The sequence below is a fragment of the Paenibacillus beijingensis genome (assembly GCF_000961095.1).
GTDB classification, from domain to species: Bacteria; Bacillota; Bacilli; order Paenibacillales; family Paenibacillaceae; genus Paenibacillus_O; species Paenibacillus_O beijingensis.
Window position 1 is genome coordinate 3,145,508 of the sequence record NZ_CP011058.1, and the last position, 19,155, is coordinate 3,164,662.

General features: G+C 52.8%; 17 protein-coding genes. 15 read left to right on the forward strand and 2 right to left on the reverse strand.

Annotation, left to right across the window (positions count from 1 at the left end; genetic code table 11):
- Positions 1-370: 370 nt before the first annotated feature.
- Positions 371-1,162 (reverse strand): ABC transporter permease, encoded by a 792-nt coding sequence (locus VN24_RS14255; RefSeq protein WP_045670942.1) that lies wholly within the window; start codon positions 1,160-1,162, stop codon positions 371-373.
- On the reverse strand, positions 1,159-1,935 hold the full coding sequence (locus VN24_RS14260; protein WP_045670943.1) for an ABC transporter permease: 777 nt from the start codon (positions 1,933-1,935) through the stop codon (positions 1,159-1,161). Before VN24_RS14260 ends, VN24_RS14255 begins: the two co-directional genes overlap by 4 nt.
- 385 nt (positions 1,936-2,320) lie before the next feature.
- On the opposite strand from VN24_RS14260, the gene coxB reads away from it, so the two are divergent.
- From coxB to VN24_RS14335, 15 genes are all read left to right on the forward strand, one after another.
- Complete coding sequence (gene coxB / locus VN24_RS14265) at positions 2,321-3,370, forward strand: cytochrome c oxidase subunit II (RefSeq protein ID WP_045670944.1); 1,050 nt, start codon at positions 2,321-2,323, stop codon at positions 3,368-3,370.
- A 30-nt stretch (positions 3,371-3,400) separates the two neighbouring features.
- Positions 3,401-5,290 carry a cytochrome c oxidase subunit I gene (gene ctaD / locus VN24_RS14270; RefSeq protein ID WP_045670945.1) on the forward strand — a complete coding sequence of 630 codons (1,890 nt, stop codon included), beginning with the start codon at positions 3,401-3,403 and terminating at the stop codon, positions 5,288-5,290.
- A complete protein-coding gene (locus VN24_RS14275; RefSeq protein ID WP_045670946.1) occupies positions 5,287-5,907 on the forward strand; it encodes a cytochrome (ubi)quinol oxidase subunit III in 621 nt (206 codons plus the stop codon). The genes ctaD and VN24_RS14275 overlap by 4 nt, the downstream gene beginning before the upstream one ends.
- 4 nt (positions 5,908-5,911) lie before the next feature.
- The gene (locus tag VN24_RS14280) at positions 5,912-6,232 is read left to right on the forward strand and encodes a cytochrome C oxidase subunit IV family protein (protein WP_045670947.1); all 321 of its coding nucleotides are present in this window, start codon (positions 5,912-5,914) and stop codon (positions 6,230-6,232) included.
- Between the two features lie 1,044 nt (positions 6,233-7,276).
- Positions 7,277-8,182: a cytochrome c oxidase assembly factor CtaG gene (ctaG, locus tag VN24_RS14285; RefSeq protein ID WP_045670948.1), complete on the forward strand. Its 906-nt coding sequence runs from the start codon at positions 7,277-7,279 to the stop codon at positions 8,180-8,182.
- Between the two features lie 27 nt (positions 8,183-8,209).
- Complete coding sequence (locus VN24_RS14290; RefSeq protein WP_045670949.1) at positions 8,210-8,674, forward strand: DUF420 domain-containing protein; 465 nt, start codon at positions 8,210-8,212, stop codon at positions 8,672-8,674.
- 189 nt (positions 8,675-8,863) lie between these two features.
- On the forward strand, positions 8,864-9,958 hold the full coding sequence (locus VN24_RS14295; RefSeq protein ID WP_052702960.1) for a hypothetical protein: 1,095 nt from the start codon (positions 8,864-8,866) through the stop codon (positions 9,956-9,958).
- A gap of 327 nt (positions 9,959-10,285) precedes the next feature.
- The gene (locus VN24_RS14300) at positions 10,286-11,017 is read left to right on the forward strand and encodes a hypothetical protein (RefSeq protein WP_148505243.1); all 732 of its coding nucleotides are present in this window, start codon (positions 10,286-10,288) and stop codon (positions 11,015-11,017) included.
- Between the two features lie 17 nt (positions 11,018-11,034).
- On the forward strand, positions 11,035-11,430 hold the full coding sequence (locus VN24_RS14305) for a GntR family transcriptional regulator (protein ID WP_045670951.1): 396 nt from the start codon (positions 11,035-11,037) through the stop codon (positions 11,428-11,430).
- Between the two features lie 162 nt (positions 11,431-11,592).
- On the forward strand, positions 11,593-12,561 hold the full coding sequence (locus tag VN24_RS14310; RefSeq protein WP_045670952.1) for an ABC transporter ATP-binding protein: 969 nt from the start codon (positions 11,593-11,595) through the stop codon (positions 12,559-12,561).
- Positions 12,562-12,762: 201 nt separating this feature from the next.
- On the forward strand, positions 12,763-13,665 hold the full coding sequence (locus VN24_RS14315; RefSeq protein ID WP_045670953.1) for an ABC transporter ATP-binding protein: 903 nt from the start codon (positions 12,763-12,765) through the stop codon (positions 13,663-13,665).
- Positions 13,658-14,983, forward strand: a complete 1,326-nt coding sequence (locus tag VN24_RS14320) for an ABC transporter permease (RefSeq protein ID WP_045670954.1) — start codon at positions 13,658-13,660, stop codon at positions 14,981-14,983. The genes VN24_RS14315 and VN24_RS14320 overlap by 8 nt, the downstream gene beginning before the upstream one ends.
- 279 nt (positions 14,984-15,262) lie before the next feature.
- Complete coding sequence (locus VN24_RS14325; protein ID WP_045670955.1) at positions 15,263-16,363, forward strand: NAD(P)H-dependent flavin oxidoreductase; 1,101 nt, start codon at positions 15,263-15,265, stop codon at positions 16,361-16,363.
- A 196-nt stretch (positions 16,364-16,559) separates the two neighbouring features.
- A complete protein-coding gene (locus tag VN24_RS14330; protein ID WP_045670956.1) occupies positions 16,560-17,390 on the forward strand; it encodes an enoyl-CoA hydratase/isomerase family protein in 831 nt (276 codons plus the stop codon).
- A gap of 91 nt (positions 17,391-17,481) precedes the next feature.
- Positions 17,482-18,942: a CoA transferase gene (locus tag VN24_RS14335; protein ID WP_238590690.1), complete on the forward strand. Its 1,461-nt coding sequence runs from the start codon at positions 17,482-17,484 to the stop codon at positions 18,940-18,942.
- The last annotated feature ends 213 nt before the right edge of the window (positions 18,943-19,155 follow it).

Consider the following 19,155-nt stretch of genomic DNA (forward strand, 5'->3'; position numbering starts at 1 on the left):
TCTAACGGAACTCCGTGTACTTATTTTGCATTTATGAGCCCATTTGGATTAATAACGGAACTCACAGCTCTTAATCGATTTAAAAAGGTCGATTTTCAGGTAGAAAAACAGAAATAAGGTCCGATACTTCCGTTAGATTTTCAAATCGAACAAAATGAGCTGAATAACGTCCACTGCTTCCGTTAGCATCCAAGAACAACCAGTTAGCATCCAAGAACAACCCGTTAGCATCCAAAACAACACGTAATGGTAACGGTTTTTCAGGATCGTTCTACAAGTCTGTTTCTTTGGTTCAACTTGTATTGCAGCTTTTTTTATAATCTGCCAAATCCGTTTGTTCTTTTGCGAAACCTTGTCGCTTGGCCGGTTGTCAGCTGCCGGTGCTCTGATAACGGGAAATGCCGATGCGCCATACTTTCACCGCGATCGCCAGCAGCAGCAGGGCCACGCAGGCGGCAAGCAGCGGCATCCACCAGCCCGTTTCATGCCGGAGCAGGTAAAGCGCGGGCAAATAGTTCGCGAATGCGATCGGGATAACGCCGATGAACAGGATTTTCAACCAGGATGGATAAATGGTGAGCGGGTATTGGGCGGCGGTTCGCGCCGCGTCTTCCGTAATGTTCTGCAATGTCTCGATGCGGGTAATCCAGAAACCGGCCGACGCCGTCAGCAGCCCGATCGCAAAGAGCAGCACCGAACCGGAACCGATGACAAGCAGCGTCCAAGGCAGAATGGACCATGTGACTTGATCGGCCTCCAATAGGGAATGAAGGCTGAGCGCCAATATGCCGCCGCCGAGCAGCAGTTCGCCTACCCGCAGATGGAAGTTTTGACTCATCAAAGCGAGCAGGACGGGAACGGGACGCAGCAGCAGCGCATCGAGATCGCCGCTCACCAGATACCGTTCCAGATGATGGACGTCGGACGCCAAGCTGCGGTAAATCGCCTTGGCTGCCGTCAATACGCCGTACAAGTAGCCGGCCTCCGCCAGACTCCATCCTTTTATGCCCCCGAAACGGAGCAAAATGACGGCAAGCAGCGCAAAGTCGACGGCATTGATGACGGCCGCCATCATAACGCTGAACCAGAAATTAAACCGGTACTGCATCCGGCTGCGGACGCTCGCCCTTACCAGAAGCACGTACATGCGAAGCCAGCTCATCCGCCCTGCACCTCCACTTTGCGGCGCATTATCGCGGTTGCGGCTACGCATACAGCTGTCAAACAGACGCACCAGATTAAGGCGCCGATCAATCGTTCAGGGCCGTCCATCTCCAAATAAATGCGCGAGGGCACATACTGCAGATACGGGTAAAACGAAAAACGGCTGATCATGGCCAGCGGACCGGGCAGCCATTCGACCGGGATCAGAAACCCGGACAGCAGCGTCGAAAGCGCATAGTTGCTCCAGTACATCCATGTCGATTCGGTTGTCCATAACGCGGCGGCTCCGATCAGAAACTGAATGCACAGCGAGATGTAGGCCGCCAAAAGCAGCGCCAGAGAGGTCCAGAGCCAGGCGGCTGCGGTTTGCGGGACCCGAATGGGCAGCGCAAAAAAGTACACGGCGTAAATCGGCAGGAACTTGTACAAAAACTGGTAAGCGATTTGACCGCTTTCTCGGCATATCAGTTGGTAAAACAGGTGAACCGGGCGCATAAGTTCCAGCGCGATGGCTCCGGTGCGGACCGCCTGCGGAAGACCGAGGCCGTTCGTCTGGAATGACGTAATCCACAAGATGCACTGGTTAAAGGCGACGTAGCTGAGAATTCCGGCCGTGCCGTACTCGCCGAGACTGCGTCCTTCCGCGATTCCTCTCCAGACGGACATGTAAATAAAGCCGAAGAGGGCGCTGGCGATATTGTGGATCATATGGGCCGAGCGGTACTGCAAGTTGCGGTCGAAAGTTTTGCGGGCTAACACAAGAAAGAGCATTTCACACCTCCGTAAAATGAATCAGCTTCCAATCCGGGAAAAAGGTGAAATGCGGTAGAGAGCGGAAGGACATTATATCAGCTATGGAAACAATCGACAATATTTTTTTTCATTGGCAGCCGCCATGTTTCCGGAACACCATCATTGACAAACAACGGCTTCAACTTTATATTTAAGATGAATTTCATCATGACAAAGCAGCCAATATTTACGAAAACATCTGCGACTCACACAGATTGTGCCAGCAGTACATAGCAAAGAGAAAGCGTTAACATTTTCGTCTCCGGACCATTCTGTAGGGCTTCTCGCAATGAAACGGAAACCGGACATGGTCTTCCGTTTTTGCTTGGGCAATTTGTGAAAACGTTAAAAATGGGGTTGATCAATGATGAATCGATGGCACGCTGCAAAACGGCTTTGGCCCATGCTTACGGCGATGGCGCTGCTGCTTTCCGCTTGCGGACGGGCCGACATCTCGGCTCTGAATCCGCAAGGACCTGTTGCAGAAGAGCAGTTCGATCTGATGAAGCTGGCAATCCTGATTATGATCGTCGTCGTCGTCATTGTATTTGTGCTTTCCTTCTATGTCATCGTTCGTTACCGCAGACGTCCGGGGGACAAATCGATCCCGGTCCAGGTGGAAGGCAACCACAAACTGGAAATCATTTGGACGGTCATCCCGCTTATTCTGCTCTTTATCCTCGCCGTCCCGACCGTTAAATCCGTGTTCGGCCTCGCAACCGATTATACGAAGGACAATAATGCGGTGCAGGTCATCGTCACCGCCCATCAGTACTGGTGGGAATTTGAATATCCGCAGTATGGAATCAAGACGGCCCAGCAGCTGATGATTCCGACCGGCAAAACGATTTCCGCGCAGGTCAAATCAGCCGATGTCATCCATTCCTTCTGGATTCCATCCTTGGCCGGCAAGATCGACGCGAACCCCGGCAGCAACGTTAATACGATGTATTTCAGTGCGCCCGAAGAAGGCGTTTATATGGGAAAATGCGCAGAGCTGTGCGGACCGTCGCATGCGCTCATGGACTTCAAGGTGACGGCGGTGGACGAAGCCTCCTTCGAGCGCTGGGTCGAGGCGATGAAGCAACCGGCCGTTATGCCGGCGGATCCCAATGTCGCGGCCGTGTTCGAGAATCAATGCCTGTCTTGCCATGCTGTGGGCGATAAAGGCTCTCCCTTGTACCCTAACCTGACCGGAATCGGGGACCGTTCCACAGTGGCCGGCATTCTGACGAATACCGACGATCCGAAATACAGCAACGAAGGCACAACCTACGATAATCTGAAACGCTGGATCAGCGATCCGCAGGCGGTCAAACCGGGCAACATCATGCCGAAGGTCGGATTGACGGAGGAGGAAATCGACGGGATCGCCAAATATTTATCCGAGTACAAATTGGATGAGAAGCCATAACTTAGCGGGATCAAAAGGGGGTGCAAGCCTTTGGCTCACGAAGTACCGGTCAAACGTTACCGCGGTCTGATGGATTGGCTCACAACGGTTGACCATAAAAAAATCGGGATTCTGTATTTGATTGCCGGCGGCTTCTTCTTCCTTGTCGGCGGCTTTGAAGCGCTGCTGATCCGGATTCAGCTGTGGAAGCCGATGAACGATTTCGTCGGTGCGGATAATTACAACGAGCTGCTGACGATGCACGGGACGACGATGATTTTTTTGGCGGCGATGCCGATGCTGTTCGCGCTTATGAACGCCATCGTTCCGCTGCAGATCGGCGCCCGCGACGTCGCGTTCCCGTTCGTGAACGCGCTCGGCTTCTGGACCTTCTTTTTCGGCGGCTTACTGCTCAATCTGAGCTGGTTCACGGGAGGCGCTCCCGATGCGGGCTGGACGTCTTATCTGCCGCTTGCCGGTCCGACCTACAACCTCGATCACGGCGTCGATTATTATGTGATCGGCCTGCAGATTGCCGGCATCGGGACGCTGATCGGCGGCATTAACTTTCTGGTCACGATTATTAACATGCGCGCCCCGGGGATGACCTTCATGCGGATGCCGATGTTCACCTGGACCGCGTTTATTACCTCGGCGCTGATCTTGTTCGCGTTCCCGGCGCTGACGGTCGGACTGGTCGCGCTGATGTTCGACAGGCTGTTTCAGGCCAACTTTTTCGAAGCGGCGGGCGGCGGCAATGCCGTTCTGTGGGAGCATATTTTCTGGATATTCGGACATCCTGAAGTTTACATCCTTATATTGCCGGCTTTTGGCGTCATTTCCGAAGTCGTCAGCACGTTTTCGCGCAAGCGTCTGTTCGGCTACAGCACGATGGTATTCGCAACGGTGCTGATCGGCTTTCTCGGCTTCATGGTCTGGGTTCATCATATGTTCACGACCGGCCTTGGACCGGTGGCCAATGCGCTGTTCTCGATCGCAACGATGCTCATTGCGGTGCCGACCGGCATTAAAATTTTCAACTGGATCTTTACGCTGTGGGGTGGCTCGATTCGCTTCACAACCGCCAACCTGTTTGCCGTCGGTTTCGTGCCGACCTTCGTCATGGGCGGGGTAACGGGCGTTATGCTGGCGGCGGCTCCGGCCGACTTCCAATATCACGACTCCTACTTCGTCGTTGCCCATTTCCATTACGTAATCGTCGGCGGCCTAATCCTCGGCATTTTCGCGGGCCTTCATTACTGGTGGCCAAAAATGTTCGGGCGCATGCTCAGCGAGCGGCTCGGCAAGCTGACGTTCTGGACGTTCTTCATCGGCTTCCATCTGACCTTCTTCGTCCAGCATTTCCTCGGTCTGCTCGGAATGCCGCGCCGGGTGTATACGTATCTCGACGGTTACGACTTCAACGAATTGAATCTGATCAGCACGATCGGCGCCTTCCTGATGGCTTTCGGCACCATTTGCTTTCTTGTCAATATTGTCGTCAGTTTCCGCAAGCCGGCCGATGCGGCGGACGACCCGTGGGAAGACGGCCGGACGCTGGAGTGGTCCATCCCGTCTCCGGCCCCGGAATACAACTTTGCGCAGACGCCGCTCGTTCGCGGTTACGACGCTTTATGGAAAGAGAAAATGGAAGGCCATGGAACGATGTCTCCGGCCGAGCCGGCAGGACCGATCCATATGCCTTCGCCGTCGATATTGCCGCTCCTCATGTCGGTCGGATTGTTCATCAGCGGCCTCGGATTTATGTATGCGGACAACGATTGGCCAAATCCATTTTTTTCGCAGCTGTTCGGTACTCATATAGTGGCGGTGCTCGGCCTTGCGGTGACGCTTGGGTGCATGCTGATCCGCTCGCTGAAGGACGACCCCGGCTTCCATATCGATCCGGAAGAGCCGCAGCTGAAGGGGGTGAAGGCATGAGCGCGCATCCGCACCCGGAAGGGAAGCTTCCGCATGAGCCGGAGCGGGCAACGCTGGAAGGCCGCAACAAGGTGCTTGGCTTCTGGCTGTTCCTCGGCGGAGAAACCGTGTTGTTCGGCACGCTGTTCTCGACATTTCTGGCACTGCGCGGCCAGGTGGGCGAAGGAAATCCGACCTCGCACGAGCTGTTCAACCTGGCAATGGTCGCTGTCGCCACATTGATCCTGCTCACATCCAGTTTGACGAGCGTGTTCGCCATTCAGGCGATGCACAAGGAGCGCGTGAAGGCGATGATTGGCTGGCTGATCGTCACGGTTGTGTTCGGGCTCCTTTTTCTCGGGCTGGAAATTTACGAATTCGCCGAATATGCCGCAGAAGGCCACCGTTTCAGTACGAGCGCCTTCAGCTCCTCTTTCTATACGCTGGTCGGCTTCCACGGCGCTCACGTCGCGTTCGGCGTCATCTGGATATCGATTCTGGTCGGTCAAATCGTCAAAAAAGGGCTGACCGTCGTCACCGCCCCTAAAATTTATGTAGCCGGCATGTACTGGCACTTTATCGATGTTGTGTGGGTATTTATTTTTACGGTTGTGTACTTGATGGGAAAGGTGGGCTAAAGCGATGGCGGGCAGCGAATATTCGGAATCTCCCAAACCCGGAAAACGATACCGGCACGAAGGCCCCCGAAAGCATATCATCGCTTACTTTTTTTCCATTCTGCTCACGCTGATTGCTTTCGCAACGGTTATTGCCGGGGAAATAAACACTTCGTTCGTTTATATTTTGCTTATCGTCATGGCCATTCTGCAGGTCATTATCCAGATGTCGTTCTGGATGCATATGAAGGACCGCGGCCACCTGTTCCCGATCATCGGCATTTTAGGCGGCGTGTTTGTAGCGTTCACGCTCGTCGTGACGGCTGAATATTGGACGTGGTGGTAAAACGTAAAGAGGTCCGGAGCGGCGCCGCGCGCTTGCGGCCCACACCGTAACGTAACGCGCAGCAGCAGCCGTCTGATGCGCTTACGGGCGTGCTCGTTAAGAAGTGAATACGGGGGGAGGATGTGCTGCTTGAAGGCCTCCTCCTTTTTCCTGTTGAGCTCTTTTGCTACTGTAGGCAAATGCAAGAACGATCCTGAAAAACCGTTACCATTACGGGTTGTTCTTGGCTGCTAACGGAAGCAGGGGACGTTATTCCGCTCATGTTGTTCGATTTGAAAATCTAACGGAAGTATCGGACCTTATTTCGGTTTTTATGTCGGTAAATATACCATTTTAAATCGACTAAGAGCTGTGAGTTCCGTTAGATTTCCAAATGGGCTCATAAATGCAAAATTAGAGCTGTGAGTTCCGTTAGAACATCGGAAGTTAACGGTATTTTCGGAGCGATCTACTGGTGCAGGCAAGCGTGGGACCACGCGCCGCCGCCTCTGCCTGCACCACCGGAAAAAGGAGAGCGGAGCGGCGGGGTTGAATCTGGAGAAGCGTCAGCGTTCGCCTTTGTGGACGGATTGTTACCCTGTAAGGGTTACAATTCAGACAATCCGGCCACAACAGCTATCGTAAGATCAACCCCGCCGCGCAGTGGATGTCCTTTCCGACTTTAATATCTTTTCGTCTTTCACCGGTATAGGCAAGCGCGGACTCGCGCAGCCGCCTCTGCCTACCCTACCGGAAAAAGGAGAGCGGAGCGGCGGGGTTGAATTTGGAGAAGCGTCAGCGTTCGCCCTTGTGGACGGATTGTTACCCTGAAAGGGTTACAAATCAGACAATCCGGCCACAACAGCGATCGTAAGATCAACCCCGCCGAGCAGCGGGTTTCCATTTCCCGACCAAAGCTGCCGCGCAGCGACTCCTTTTTCCCCAATTCACAAATTCGACCTTTGCTCTCGGCATTCGGTATAGGGTAAGCTTGAAGTACAGCCGTCGAACCCGTCCGGATGCCGGTGCGATTGGTAACCCGATCCTAAAGGGGGACAGACGTTTATGCTGGGACTGCAATATTTCGGGTTCGAAGCTTTATGGAGTCCGCCGCTTCTCTTCGGAGCGATCGCGCTGGTCATCGGATATTATTATTTGATCGGCCCGTGGCGGTTGAAACGGTTTCCCGAAGAAGCGAGAGCAACCGCTTTGCAGCAGACCATGTTCGGCAGCGGCGTTGCGCTGCTCTATGCGGCGCAGGGCGGTCCGCTCAATCTGCTCGGCCATCTGATGTTTACGTTTCATATGCTGGATATGTCGCTATCGTATCTGATCGCCCCGCCGCTCGTGCTGCTCGGCGTACCGGGTTATATATGGCGGTTCGTTTTTTCGCATCGGGGGTGGCGTCCCTTCCGCTGGCTGACGCATCCGATTTTGACGCTGGTCGCCTTCAATATGCTGTTCTCCATCTACCATGTGCCGCTCGTGCACGATTACGTGATGACGCACTTTACGCTGCACCGTTTGTTCTATCTGGTGCTGCTGGTCGCGGCGTTCCTGATGTGGTGGCAGATTACGTGCCCGGTCCCGGAATGGAACCGGCTGAACGGCTTGCGCAAAATGGCGTTTGTGTTCGCGAGCGGCATGCTGCTGACGCCGGCCTGCGCCCTCATCATATTCGCGGGTTCGCCGATGTACGCCGTGTACAACGATCCGCAAGTGTGGGCGAAGGCGATGGGCTACTGCGTGTCGGGCGATCCTTCGCAGCTGCTGAAGACGTTAGGCGGACCTTCGGTCTTCAGTCTGTTCAGTCCGCTTGAGGACCAACAGCTGGGCGGCATCGTCATGAAGCTGATCCAGGAAGTGATGTTCGGCGCGATTCTGGCATATGTTTTTTTTCATTGGTATAAAAAAGAGCACGCCGACTCGGATACCGATTTGCCGAATGCCGGTCAGGCGGGCGCTCCTTAACACAATTTTGGACAGGGTGGGAAGTCAATGTCGATTTATACGCTTTTTCCTACAATCAGCACCTCCTTTATCGTCATCAGCGCCATTCTGGTCGCGATCGGCTGGCGCCTCGCCATCCGGCGCAGACTGGACGAGCACAAGAAGGTGATGATTGCGGCCGCTGTCGCAGCGATAATCTTCTTTATCATTTATGCGTCGCGCACGATTTTGGTCGGGAATACGGAATGGGGCGGTCCGGATAATCTGGAAAAATATTATGTCTTCTTTCTCGTATTTCATATTATACTGGCGACCGTGGCTGCCGTCTTCGGCATTACGACGCTCGTTCTGGGATTTCGCGAAAAGTTCGCCAAACACCGCAAATGGGGCCGGACGACGTCCGTGATCTGGTTTTTCACCGCGATTACGGGTGTGGCCGTTTATGTGCTGCTGTATGTCATGTATCCCGGAGGCCATACGAAACCGATGATCGACGCCATATTCGGTCTGTAAGAGCAAGATCTAATGAGCCATTCTCTACCTTGGAGAGTGGCTTTGTTTTAGAGGCAAGTGACCAGGGTAATGTTGGGAATAAAATGGCGGAAAAGAACATATTGTTTAGGAATTTATGTAAAAACCCTTTTCTCGTAAGCCTAAATGAGATACAATGACAGGACTGCAATTCGAAAGGAGTTATTCATTTTGTTATCAAAAGGGAAAAGAAAGTTAGGTTTTGCGGCATTTGCCATGCTGCTCGTGGTTGCGCTCATGTTGGGGGGCTGCTCTACCGCTTCCAAGTCACCGAAAGAAACGTTGATGGATGCAACCGGCAAAACGGCTGAGTTAAAAAGCTACGCGTTTACAGGCAGTGTCAAATTGGAAGAATTGAACGTTCCTGAGGAGATGGCGACCGATCTGAACACGTCCATGATGCTCGGCATGCTGCAAAACGCCGAAATCAGCTGGACAGGGGCTTACCGTCTCGATCCGATGCTTACGGAAATGAACATGAAAATTATTACAAGCGGAGATATGGCGCTTACGATCAACACAACGATGATTATGAATCAAGATAAATTGTGGATCAAAGTTCCGAATATCCCGATGCTTGCATCGTTCATTCCGCAGAGCCTGGTCGGCAAATTTGTGGAGTTTGACATGAAGGAGCTGGCGAAGGAGCAAGGAACGGAAATGCCGCAGCTGGACGTTGCGAAATCGCAGCAGTTCGTGAACGACGTATCCGGAATCGTATTCAAGCATATTGATGAAAAAACATACCTTAAATCCGTCAAGCCGAAAGAAGCGGGCATTCCGGACGACGCAGGCGCGGACAAAGCGGTTCAGGTGCACGTGACTCGCGACCAGGTCGAGCCGCTGGCGCAAACAGTTGTGAAAAACATTTTGCCGGAAATATTCGACCTGCTTTCCAAGAATGAGGAATACCGCAACATGCTGCAGCTGACGCAGGCGGATCTTGACGACGCCCGCAAGGAAGTAACGCAGACGAGCGACGAGGAATTGAAAAAGGGCATCGAAGAGTTTAACAAAACGGTTACGGCGCTGGATGTCACCTCCAACATCGGCATCGATAAAGAAGGCTATGCACATTACAGCAACACACTGGTCAAAATGGAGATGAACGACAACGGTCAAACCGGCAGCGGTACGCTTCGTTTCCTTTCCCAAATGACCAACATCAACGGCGACGTCAAGTTTGAGACGGGTGAGCCGAAAGACGCGGTCACGATGGAGCAGCTCCAGCAAGCGATCAACGAGCAGATGACCGGCGGACTGTAACCCGAATTCCATAAGCAGCGGCATTTGCCGCACAGACAAGAGGCCAACCGGGCTGCAGTCCGGCTGGCCTCTTTTTTTAAAATATCAGGAAGTATAAATATTGCTTTATCCTTTTCTGATATTCTGTGCGAAACGAATCTCTCCCATAAATGGGAGAGCGATAGCCGCTTCTGCTTGTGTGGCAGAAGCGACTGCAGACTGTTTGTCTGGAAATTGGTTGGAGAATTGCATCCTAATAATTGACAATTGAGGATGACCTGTATATACTGTGTATAAAGATATGCACAGTATATACATGAACGATTTTGTTGGAATGGAGTGACGGCTGTGGGTGTGTGGCGGGGGGCTTGGTGCCTGGTGCGTTACGAATGGAGCCGGGGATGGGCGGGGGTGCTGGCGACGCTTTTGTTTGCCACTTATATGGTGTTCACGACGCTGCCGCTGTTCAATTACGCCGGCGAACTGGATCAAGGGTACCGGGTTGTCATCTGGGCCGGCGATTTCTCGATGCTTGTCGTTTTGCCTTGTCTCGGATTTCTCATGAACCGGACGACGCTTCGCTACTTGCGGGAAGATTACGTCACCCGGCGGATCGCCTACTGGCGGACGCTGCCGATTACGAACCGGCATATCGCGGCTGCACGGCTCATCATGATGATGACGGTGCTCGTGCCGCTATGGCTTTACTTTTTCACGCTGGAATATATCGTTGCGAAAGGACTGCGCAGCATGTTGACCGTTCCGGAATTTACCGGTTATGCGCTGTTCTGGCTCGGCTATGCGGTCATCGTCAGCGTCACGTATGCGTACTGGGAAGTTGGCTATTCCGGCCGCACATTTTTCATCATCTGTTTTGTGTATGTGGGACTGTTTGTTGCGGTGTCGTGCATCGTGGCGATGAACGGGGGCTCCATCATTTTCGCCGCTGCCGGACAGTTCCGCAGCGGGCATTGGTGGCTCGCCGGCCTATCCCTGGCTGCGGGCGCCGCAGCTCTTGCGCTCGGCAGCGGCATGATACGCAGGCGGCTCGAGACGCGGAGCTTGACGAATGAACGATAAGAAGGTGACGGCTTTCGATGTGGTTACCGATAGAGCTTAACGAGCATAGTGCGGAGCCGCTGTACCGGCAGATCGAAACGCAGCTGCGGGCGCTGATCATCAGCGGGCGGCTGGCTGAAGATACGCTTCTTCCTTCGATAAGGGAGCTGGCGCAAATGCTGAAATGCAGCGTCATCACGGTGCGGAGAGTGTATCAGGATCTGGAAAATGAAGGGCTGCTGCGGACGCGGCAGGGAACGGGAACGTTTGTCGCCGCCGTCGATACGGACATCAGAGACCGGCAGCGGCTCGAGTCGGTTACCGCAGCATTCGCCGCCGCCGTGGAGGCTGGACTGAGGGTGAAATGCAGCGAAGAGGAGATGACGGACATTTTTCAGCGGGTGATGAAGGAACGGATGGGGCTGGAGCGGTGACCTAGGGCCAGCCTTTGGCGGCCCCAGACCGGGCTGCAATCGGGCTTACGGATCGCATGAACGAACTGCAGCGGTGCGGCGCCGCAATTCGTATCGGGAGAGGCGAAGAGCAGCTGAGGATCTTATGCGGCGGAGCACGGACATTAAGCAGGGAGGGATCATATGCGGGACAACTTAGCTATACATATTGAGGGAGTCGTGCAGCGCAGAGACCGTTTCAAGCTGGGGCCGCTTTCGTTGCAGGTTCCGCAAGGGTGTGTGACGGCCATCGTCGGACCGAACGGATCGGGTAAAAGCTCGACGTTCAAGCTGCTGCTCGGTCTTTCCAAGCCGGATGAAGGTTACCTGACGATGCTCGGACAGCGAGTCGACGCCTCCGATGATGCGGTATTAAAGCGCCGCATCGGTTACTTGTCCGAGGAACCGTTCCATCAGGAGGACGGCATGCGAGGCCGTCAGAAGGCGGATTTTGTCCGGCAATGGTATCCGGATTGGAACGAAATCCTCTTTAACAAGCTGCTGTCCGTCTTTGAAGTGGACCCGTCGCTCAAGCTCAGACGCATGTCCAAAGGAATGCGGCGCAAATTCGAGCTGGCGCTCATTATGGCCCATGAGCCGGAGCTGCTTCTGCTTGACGAGCCTTCCTCGGGTCTCGATCCGCTCGCCTGGAAGGCGATGATTGACGTGTTTCACCGGTATATGGAGCCGGGGACCCGGACCATTGTGATGGCGACGCATATTGTCGAGGAAGTGCGGCGGCTTGCCGATTACATCGTCTTCATGCATGCGGGACGGGTGCTCGGGATGTACGAGAAAGACGAATTGTTCAGCTCCTGGTCCCGCTTCTTCGTCGAGACCGGCAGCGGTTTAACCGCGGCCTCAGGCTGCGCCGCAGCAGCTTCGGAGATTCCCGGCGGCTGCCAGGCTGAAGATGCGGGCGGGGGCGTCATAAGCTTATCGACCGCCCGGCCGATGGAAGCGGAGCGCTGGCTGACCGAGCAGGGCTGGACAATCCGTGCCCGCCGGCCGATGGAGCTCGATGACATTATGGAAGCGCTCATTGAGCGCGATTGCAGAGAAAAGCGCGTACCGCAAGGGGCCGGTTCACCGCATCGTTCCGGAGCGGGTTAATGAACGAAGAAAGCGCGGCGATTCGAAGCGGAGCATCATCGGTAGAGCCGCATCGCTCAGAGCAGGGGAATAATCGCCAGATCCGCAAAGCCTCAGTTCAGGAAAAAAACGGAAGAAATCCGCCGGTTCAGAACGTAAAGTAATATGAGGGAACTTTATTGTTTCCGTTCTGAAAGAAAAAAGAAGGAAAGGGTGGCTGCTGTGAAGCCTTTAATTGTCGATCAGATTACGAAGCAGTACGGAGACAAAACCGCCGTCAACGGCATCAGCTTTGAAGTGGAGCAGGGCGAAATTTACGGCCTGCTCGGCGCGAACGGAGCGGGCAAAACGACGACGATGCGGATGGTGCTCGGACTTATTTTTCCCGATGAAGGAAAGGTGCTCTACAACGGCAAGCCATACGGCAAGGAGCAGCTGCGGATGCTGGGGTATTTGCCGGAGGAACGCGGATTGTATCCGAAAGTGAAAGTGAGCGAGCAGCTGCTGTACCTCGCGAAGTTGCGCGGCATGACGGCCAAAGATGCGGACAGCAGCTTGAAGCGGTGGCTGGAGAGGTTCGAGGTTCCGGAATATTACAACAAAAGAGTGGAGGAGCTATCCAAGGGCAACCAGCAAAAAATCCAGTTTATCGCTTCTATAATCCACAATCCGCGCATCGTTATTTTGGATGAAGCATTCAGCGGCCTGGACCCGGTCAATGTGGAGCTGCTCAAAGCGACCGTCAAGGAACTGCGGGACAATGGAACGACGATTCTGTTCTCGACCCACCGGATGGAGCATGTCGAGGAATTGTGCCGGAACATTACGATTTTGCACCGCTCGAACGCCGTTTTGAAGGGCAGCTTGAAAGAAATCAAGAAATCGTTCCCGAGAGAGCGGGTACTGCTCGCGGCAGACGGCGATGTAAGCGGGCTGGATGCGCTCCCGGGCGTCCGCAGGGTACAGAGGCACGAGTACGGCTATGAAATTTTCATCGAAAACGAATCGGCGGCGCGCGGTATTCTGGAATATGCGATGGCGCAAGGCGGAGTGGACCGGTTCCAGGTGATGGAGCCTACGCTGAACGAAATTTTTATTAAGACGGTAGGTGATACTCGTGAATGAGCTGTTAACGGTCATCGGATTTACGGTACGCAGCAAAATAAAAGGAAAAGCGTTTATTGTTACTACGCTGATTATTGCCATCATTTTGAGCGTCGGCATCAACCTTCCTTATATCATTTCCCAGTTTAATTCCGGACCCGGAAAAGCGACTCCCGTCGGCTATATTAATGGAGCGGCCGCTTCGCAGGCGGGCGGCTACAGCGAAAGCGAGCTGGGCGGCGCCTTGAAGAAGTACTTCGAGACTAAGGAAGAACAGGACGTGGAGATGGTCCCGATTGACGATTCGGGATCGGCGGCCGGCAACGAAACGCTTCTCAAGCAGGCGGTCCGCGACGGCAAAATCAAAGGCTACCTGACGTTTTCCGATAACGGAAGCGGTTTTCCGGCCGTCACCTACAATTCCGAGAAGGTGATGGAGAGCTCGGTTTCGGGCGCGCTCAAGACGGCGCTGCAGGACGTGAAGCTGGAGAGCGTACTCGCCCAGTCCGGGCTGACGGAAGCGCAGCGGGCGCTGCTGTTCTCGCCGGTCAGCGTCGATTCCGTGCAAATCTCTGCGGAAGGCGGAGCGGGCTCGGTCGGCAGCGGCCGCAGCGAAACCGAGCAGGGAGTTAACATGGGCGTCGTTTATATTGTGATTGTGCTGCTGTTCATGACGCTGATGGGAACGGGCAATGTCATTGCGAGCGAGATTACGATGGAAAAAAGCTCGCGCGTCATGGAGGTGCTCATTACGAGCGTTGCGCCGCTCAAGCAGATGTTCGGCAAAATCATCGGCATGCTCATCATCGGCATCTCGCAAATCGCGGTTTACGTCATCGTGCTCGTGCTGAACATGATGCTGCCGACGAACAAGGATGCGTGGGCGAGCTTCGATATTTCGCTCTCGGACATCAGTCCCGCGCTGCTGCTGTACTCGCTGCTCTTGTATGTGCTCGGTTATTTCCTGTACGCCACGCTGTATGCGGCCGTCGGCTCGCTCGTCAGCCGCACCGAGGATCTTGGGCAGGCGGTCATGCCGATCACGTTTGTTGCGCTTGCGGCATTTTATATCAGCATCTTCAGCATCTCCCGCCCGGACAGCATGCTTGTCCTTGTCAGCTCCTTCATCCCGTTCTTTACGCCGTTTGCGATGGTGCTGCGCATTGGAGTCGGCGACCCGCCGCTCTGGCACGTATGGGTTGCGATTGCGGAGCTTCTGGCCGCCATCTACCTGTTCGGCTGGCTGTCCGCCAAAATTTACCGCACCGGCGTACTCATGTACGGCAAGCGCCCGAGTATTAAAGAGCTGCGCAAGGCGATGAAGGCGTATAAGATTTAATTCACGATATCGGTGATACTGATATGTGTTGTGAGTAATGGTTATAAATGAGACTTTATATGTACGAATGAGACTAAGATTCTTAACCAGTTAGGTCAGCCCTTGATCTAACTGGTTTTTGTAATCGGTCATGTGTTTATAGCGGCTTAGCATATTGAAAATTATGATGTCCGGATAAAATTATATTGACCATTCAAAATATTCAGGTATGCTTATTTATGTGAGGAAATATCTAACTTGATAAGAACGGGTATTATCTATAAAAGGAGGTTTTCAAAAATGCTTAAGACTGAGTTAACACATACCCTCAAAATTCGTTACCCGATATTCCAAGCACCGATGGCAGGCGGTCCAACCACTCCCGACTTAATAGCAGCAGTTTCAAACGCCGGGGGTCTGGGCAACCTAGGCGCCGGATATTTGACACCGGAACAACTCCGCAGCACTATCCAAGAGATCAGACAATTAACGGATCGGCCGTTTGGAGTCAACTTGTTTGTTCCGGAGCAACCAATCGAATCGGAAGAAACGATCCGCCAAATGACAGATCACCTCAATAAATATCGCGTTAAACTTGGCATTGCACAAAATCCATTGATCCAGAAGATTTCAGATTCGTTCGAGGAGCAGGTGCAAGTATTGCTGGAAGAGAATATTCCAGTTTTTAGTTTCACCTTTGGCATACCGCCGCAAGACGTGATCCAAGCCATGAAACAGCGTGGAACTGTCGTAATAGGAACTGCGACTACAGTTGAGGAAGCCAAACAATTGGAAGTTGCTGGCGTAGATGCAATTGTGGCACAGGGAAGTGAAGCGGGAGGACACCGAGGCACATTTCTGAATAACATTGTGGACTCTCAGATTGGCACCCTGGCTCTTGTTCCGCAGATTGTAGATCATGTGTCGATTCCGGTCATCGCATCGGGAGGTATCATGGACGGACGGGGCCTTGTAGCAAGCCTGACATTAGGAGCAGCGGCTGTACAAATGGGAACTGCCTTTTTGGCGTGTCCTGAAAGCGGCGCTCATGCAGCGCACAAACAGAAGATCCTTTCGGAAAACGAGGATACTACTGTAATTACACGCGCTTACTCGGGTAAAGTCGCAAGAGGCATTCGTACTGAATTTATGAATGACATGCATCATTATCCCGGAACAATTCCGTCCTACCCCATTCAACATGAAATGACAAAAGACATACGCCAGGCAGCTGCAAAAGCGAATAACCCTGAATATATGTCCCTCTGGGCGGGTCAAGGTCTTCGGCTAGCCAGCGATGACAATGCCGCTGCGATTGTCAAACGGACCATCAACGAAGCAAGTGTTCTTGTCAAAAGGATCTCTATTCTTGGAATGGTTGACGACCTCGGATCATCGTGAAGCAAAAATTTTCGAAAAATTATAATGACCGGATAAAATTATATTGACCATCCAAAATATTAAGGTATACTTATCTATGTGAGGAAATATAACATTAAATCTTTGTAGCAGTTAGAAATGTCAACCAAGGGCTTTTCCATCTGAAACGATTACGTGCTGCAAACTAAACAAGAAGAACGAATAAGGAGGTGCGCAGATGGCGGAGAGTAACTCCAATCTGTATGAAAATGTAATCGTGGAGTTGGAAGAGGATATCGGTATTATCACATTAAATCGGCCTATGCAGTCCAATTCTATCAATAGACAGTTAACCTCCGAACTTTGGGACGCACTGGACCGACTCGAACATAATCCCAATATTAAAGTCGTGATCTTGACGGGAAGCAATCAGACCTTCTCCGCCGGGGCTGATATTAAAGAAATGTACGAAAAAATCTCGCCCTTTGATACTGAGCCATCTGAAATGTGGAGAGCACATCTTGAATCTTTATTAAAAGTATCATTGAAAATTTGGGATTTAAAAAAGCCGGTAATTGCTGCGGTAGATGGTTATGCATTAGGAGGGGCCGCGGATTGGGTGCTATCCTGTGATATGGCCATCGCATCTGATACTGCTAAAATTGGAGAGCCTGAAATCAAGTTTGGCGCTGCTCCTCCGACTTTAATGATGCCTTGGATCGTCGGATTGAGAAAAGCTAAAGAGTTATTATTTACCGGTGATATCATTGATGCTTCAGAGGCCTATCGAATCGGGATTTTCAACAAGGTCGTCCCTCAGAGTGAGCTTCTCTCCGAAGCCATTATCTTGGCTAAAAAAGTAACAAAAGTATCGCCTTCCGCCTTGAAAATAACTAAAGCAACGATAAACAAAACGTTTGAAATGATGAATTTAAAGCAATCACTTGAATACAACCTGGAAGCAGGCATTGCCATGTTTTTTCTTAGGAAAGAAGAAGATTTTATGGAGATAAATAGGATAATAAAAGAGGAAGGTTTGAAAGCATTTTTGAAGAGCATGAATTCGTAATCAAATCAATTATTACAGAGCCATTATCGTTGCATGGGTTTCCCCCCATAAATATTAAATAACCTACAGATCAAGTGCAGGAGTGAATGATATGAGCAAAGTAACTAATATGAGCAAAAAACTAGGAAAAACCGGTGCATTCGAGGAACTGATGGCGATCCGCGCCGGTGACAAGCTTCCGCAGGACGAAGTTATCATCACCGGCGAAGATCCGTTGTTTGAGTCACCTTTTCGAATTGGTGAGACGATAGCGGATGCGTTAGCGGCGCGAGCCGTTGCTGCAAATGATCTATGGCAGCTGCGAACCGGCCGACGGCAAACCATCAGCGTCGATGTGAGGGCCGCTGCGGCAACGTGTCTGGGGGGTGAAGACATGACGCTAAGACGCGATACGGAAGGACAGTATCAGCCTATCCCGGCATCGGAGGCTATGGAACATATGGTGGCGCTTACCCAGCCCTGGCAGACAGCGGATGGGCGATGGTTCGTGCCGCACTTCAACCTCCCGCATCTCGAGCGCAGGGTCTTGGATGTGTTGAAATGCGAAAACACGCCAGAGTCCGTTTCCGAAGCCATACGTCGATGGAATGCGGACGACCTTGAAGAAGCGATAGCAGCGGCAGGTGCGTGTGGCGGAACGGTCCGTACCCCGGAAGAGTGGCTTGTTCATCCTCATGGCGCCTACTTGGCATCACGCCCCGTGGTAGAGATTACCAAACTCGCTGATGGGGATCCAGAACCGCTTCCCCCCGGGTCTCAACCGTTATCTGGCGTGAGGGTATTGGACTTGACCCGTATTCTCGCCGGTCCGACAGCGGGAATCGGGATGGCGGAACATGGGGCGGATGTTCTGATGGTCACGGCTCCCCATCTGCCTCAGGTGCCCGCCTTCGTGCGTGATACCAGCCATGGCAAGCGCAGCTGCTTCCTTGACTTCAATCACGAAAACGAAGCGACCCGACTCAAGGAATTGGTGCGAGAAGCTGACGTGTTTATTGAGGGATATCGTCCGGACCGTCTCGAAGCCCACGGCTTCGGAGTTGACAACCTGGCGAAGCTGCGCCCAGGTCTGGTGTACGTGAGTGTGAACTGCTATGGTTCTGGCGGACCGTTTGCTTCACGCGCCGGCTGGGATCAGGTCGCCCAAGCGGTGACCGGTGTCTGTTATACTCAAGGCATAGCGATGAAATCGGGCCAACCCAAGTTGACGCCGGTATACTTTTGCGATTTCCTTACCGGGTTTCTCGGCACGTTCGGTGGCATGATTGCGTTGGCACGTCGCGCCCGGGAAGGAGGAACCTACCGGGTACAGGTGTCGCTGTGCCAGTCCGCAATGCTCGTGCAGAGACAAGGGTTGATCGAGCGCTTTGACTATGCGCCAAGTAAGCTGTCCCCTGAAGAGTTTGAATCGTATGCGGTATGCGACAACGATACCTGCTACGGCGATCTAAAGAGTCTGGGCCCGGTAATCCGGATGAGCGAGACTCCTCCCCGGTGGTCTCGGACCACTCCCGAGCTTGGTAGCGACAAGGCTGAATGGCTGGTGCGATGAGGGCGTCTTCTCCAGCTGTCGCTGGGTGTGTTGAATGACAATAAAGAGGTTGAATTAAAAGTCGTTTCATTTACAATAAAGTTGTTTAAAAAAACGTCCCCTCTACCGTTTTTTTAAACAACTTTATTTCTGTGTTTACTATCCATTTGAAGTGTGCAAGTCAATGATCGCTCGACAGAATCACCTTTTTTTGGCAACTCTAGCGTCATAGAA

What these genes read in the sequence shown, in the direction of transcription:
- VN24_RS14290 (WP_045670949.1), top strand. Translation starts at nt 8,210, where the DNA reads ATGTCGATTTATACGCTTTTTCCTACAATCAGCACCTCCTTTATCGTC.
- VN24_RS14330 (WP_045670956.1), top strand. Translation starts at nt 16,560, where the DNA reads ATGGCGGAGAGTAACTCCAATCTGTATGAAAATGTAATCGTGGAGTTG.
- VN24_RS14255 (WP_045670942.1), bottom strand. Translation starts at nt 1,162, where the DNA reads ATGAGCTGGCTTCGCATGTACGTGCTTCTGGTAAGGGCGAGCGTCCGC.
- VN24_RS14280 (WP_045670947.1), top strand. Translation starts at nt 5,912, where the DNA reads ATGGCGGGCAGCGAATATTCGGAATCTCCCAAACCCGGAAAACGATAC.
- VN24_RS14275 (WP_045670946.1), top strand. Translation starts at nt 5,287, where the DNA reads ATGAGCGCGCATCCGCACCCGGAAGGGAAGCTTCCGCATGAGCCGGAG.
- ctaG (WP_045670948.1), top strand. Translation starts at nt 7,277, where the DNA reads ATGCTGGGACTGCAATATTTCGGGTTCGAAGCTTTATGGAGTCCGCCG.
- VN24_RS14260 (WP_045670943.1), bottom strand. Translation starts at nt 1,935, where the DNA reads ATGCTCTTTCTTGTGTTAGCCCGCAAAACTTTCGACCGCAACTTGCAG.
- VN24_RS14310 (WP_045670952.1), top strand. Translation starts at nt 11,593, where the DNA reads ATGCGGGACAACTTAGCTATACATATTGAGGGAGTCGTGCAGCGCAGA.
- coxB (WP_045670944.1), top strand. Translation starts at nt 2,321, where the DNA reads ATGATGAATCGATGGCACGCTGCAAAACGGCTTTGGCCCATGCTTACG.
- VN24_RS14305 (WP_045670951.1), top strand. Translation starts at nt 11,035, where the DNA reads ATGTGGTTACCGATAGAGCTTAACGAGCATAGTGCGGAGCCGCTGTAC.
- VN24_RS14335 (WP_238590690.1), top strand. Translation starts at nt 17,482, where the DNA reads ATGAGCAAAGTAACTAATATGAGCAAAAAACTAGGAAAAACCGGTGCA.
- VN24_RS14325 (WP_045670955.1), top strand. Translation starts at nt 15,263, where the DNA reads ATGCTTAAGACTGAGTTAACACATACCCTCAAAATTCGTTACCCGATA.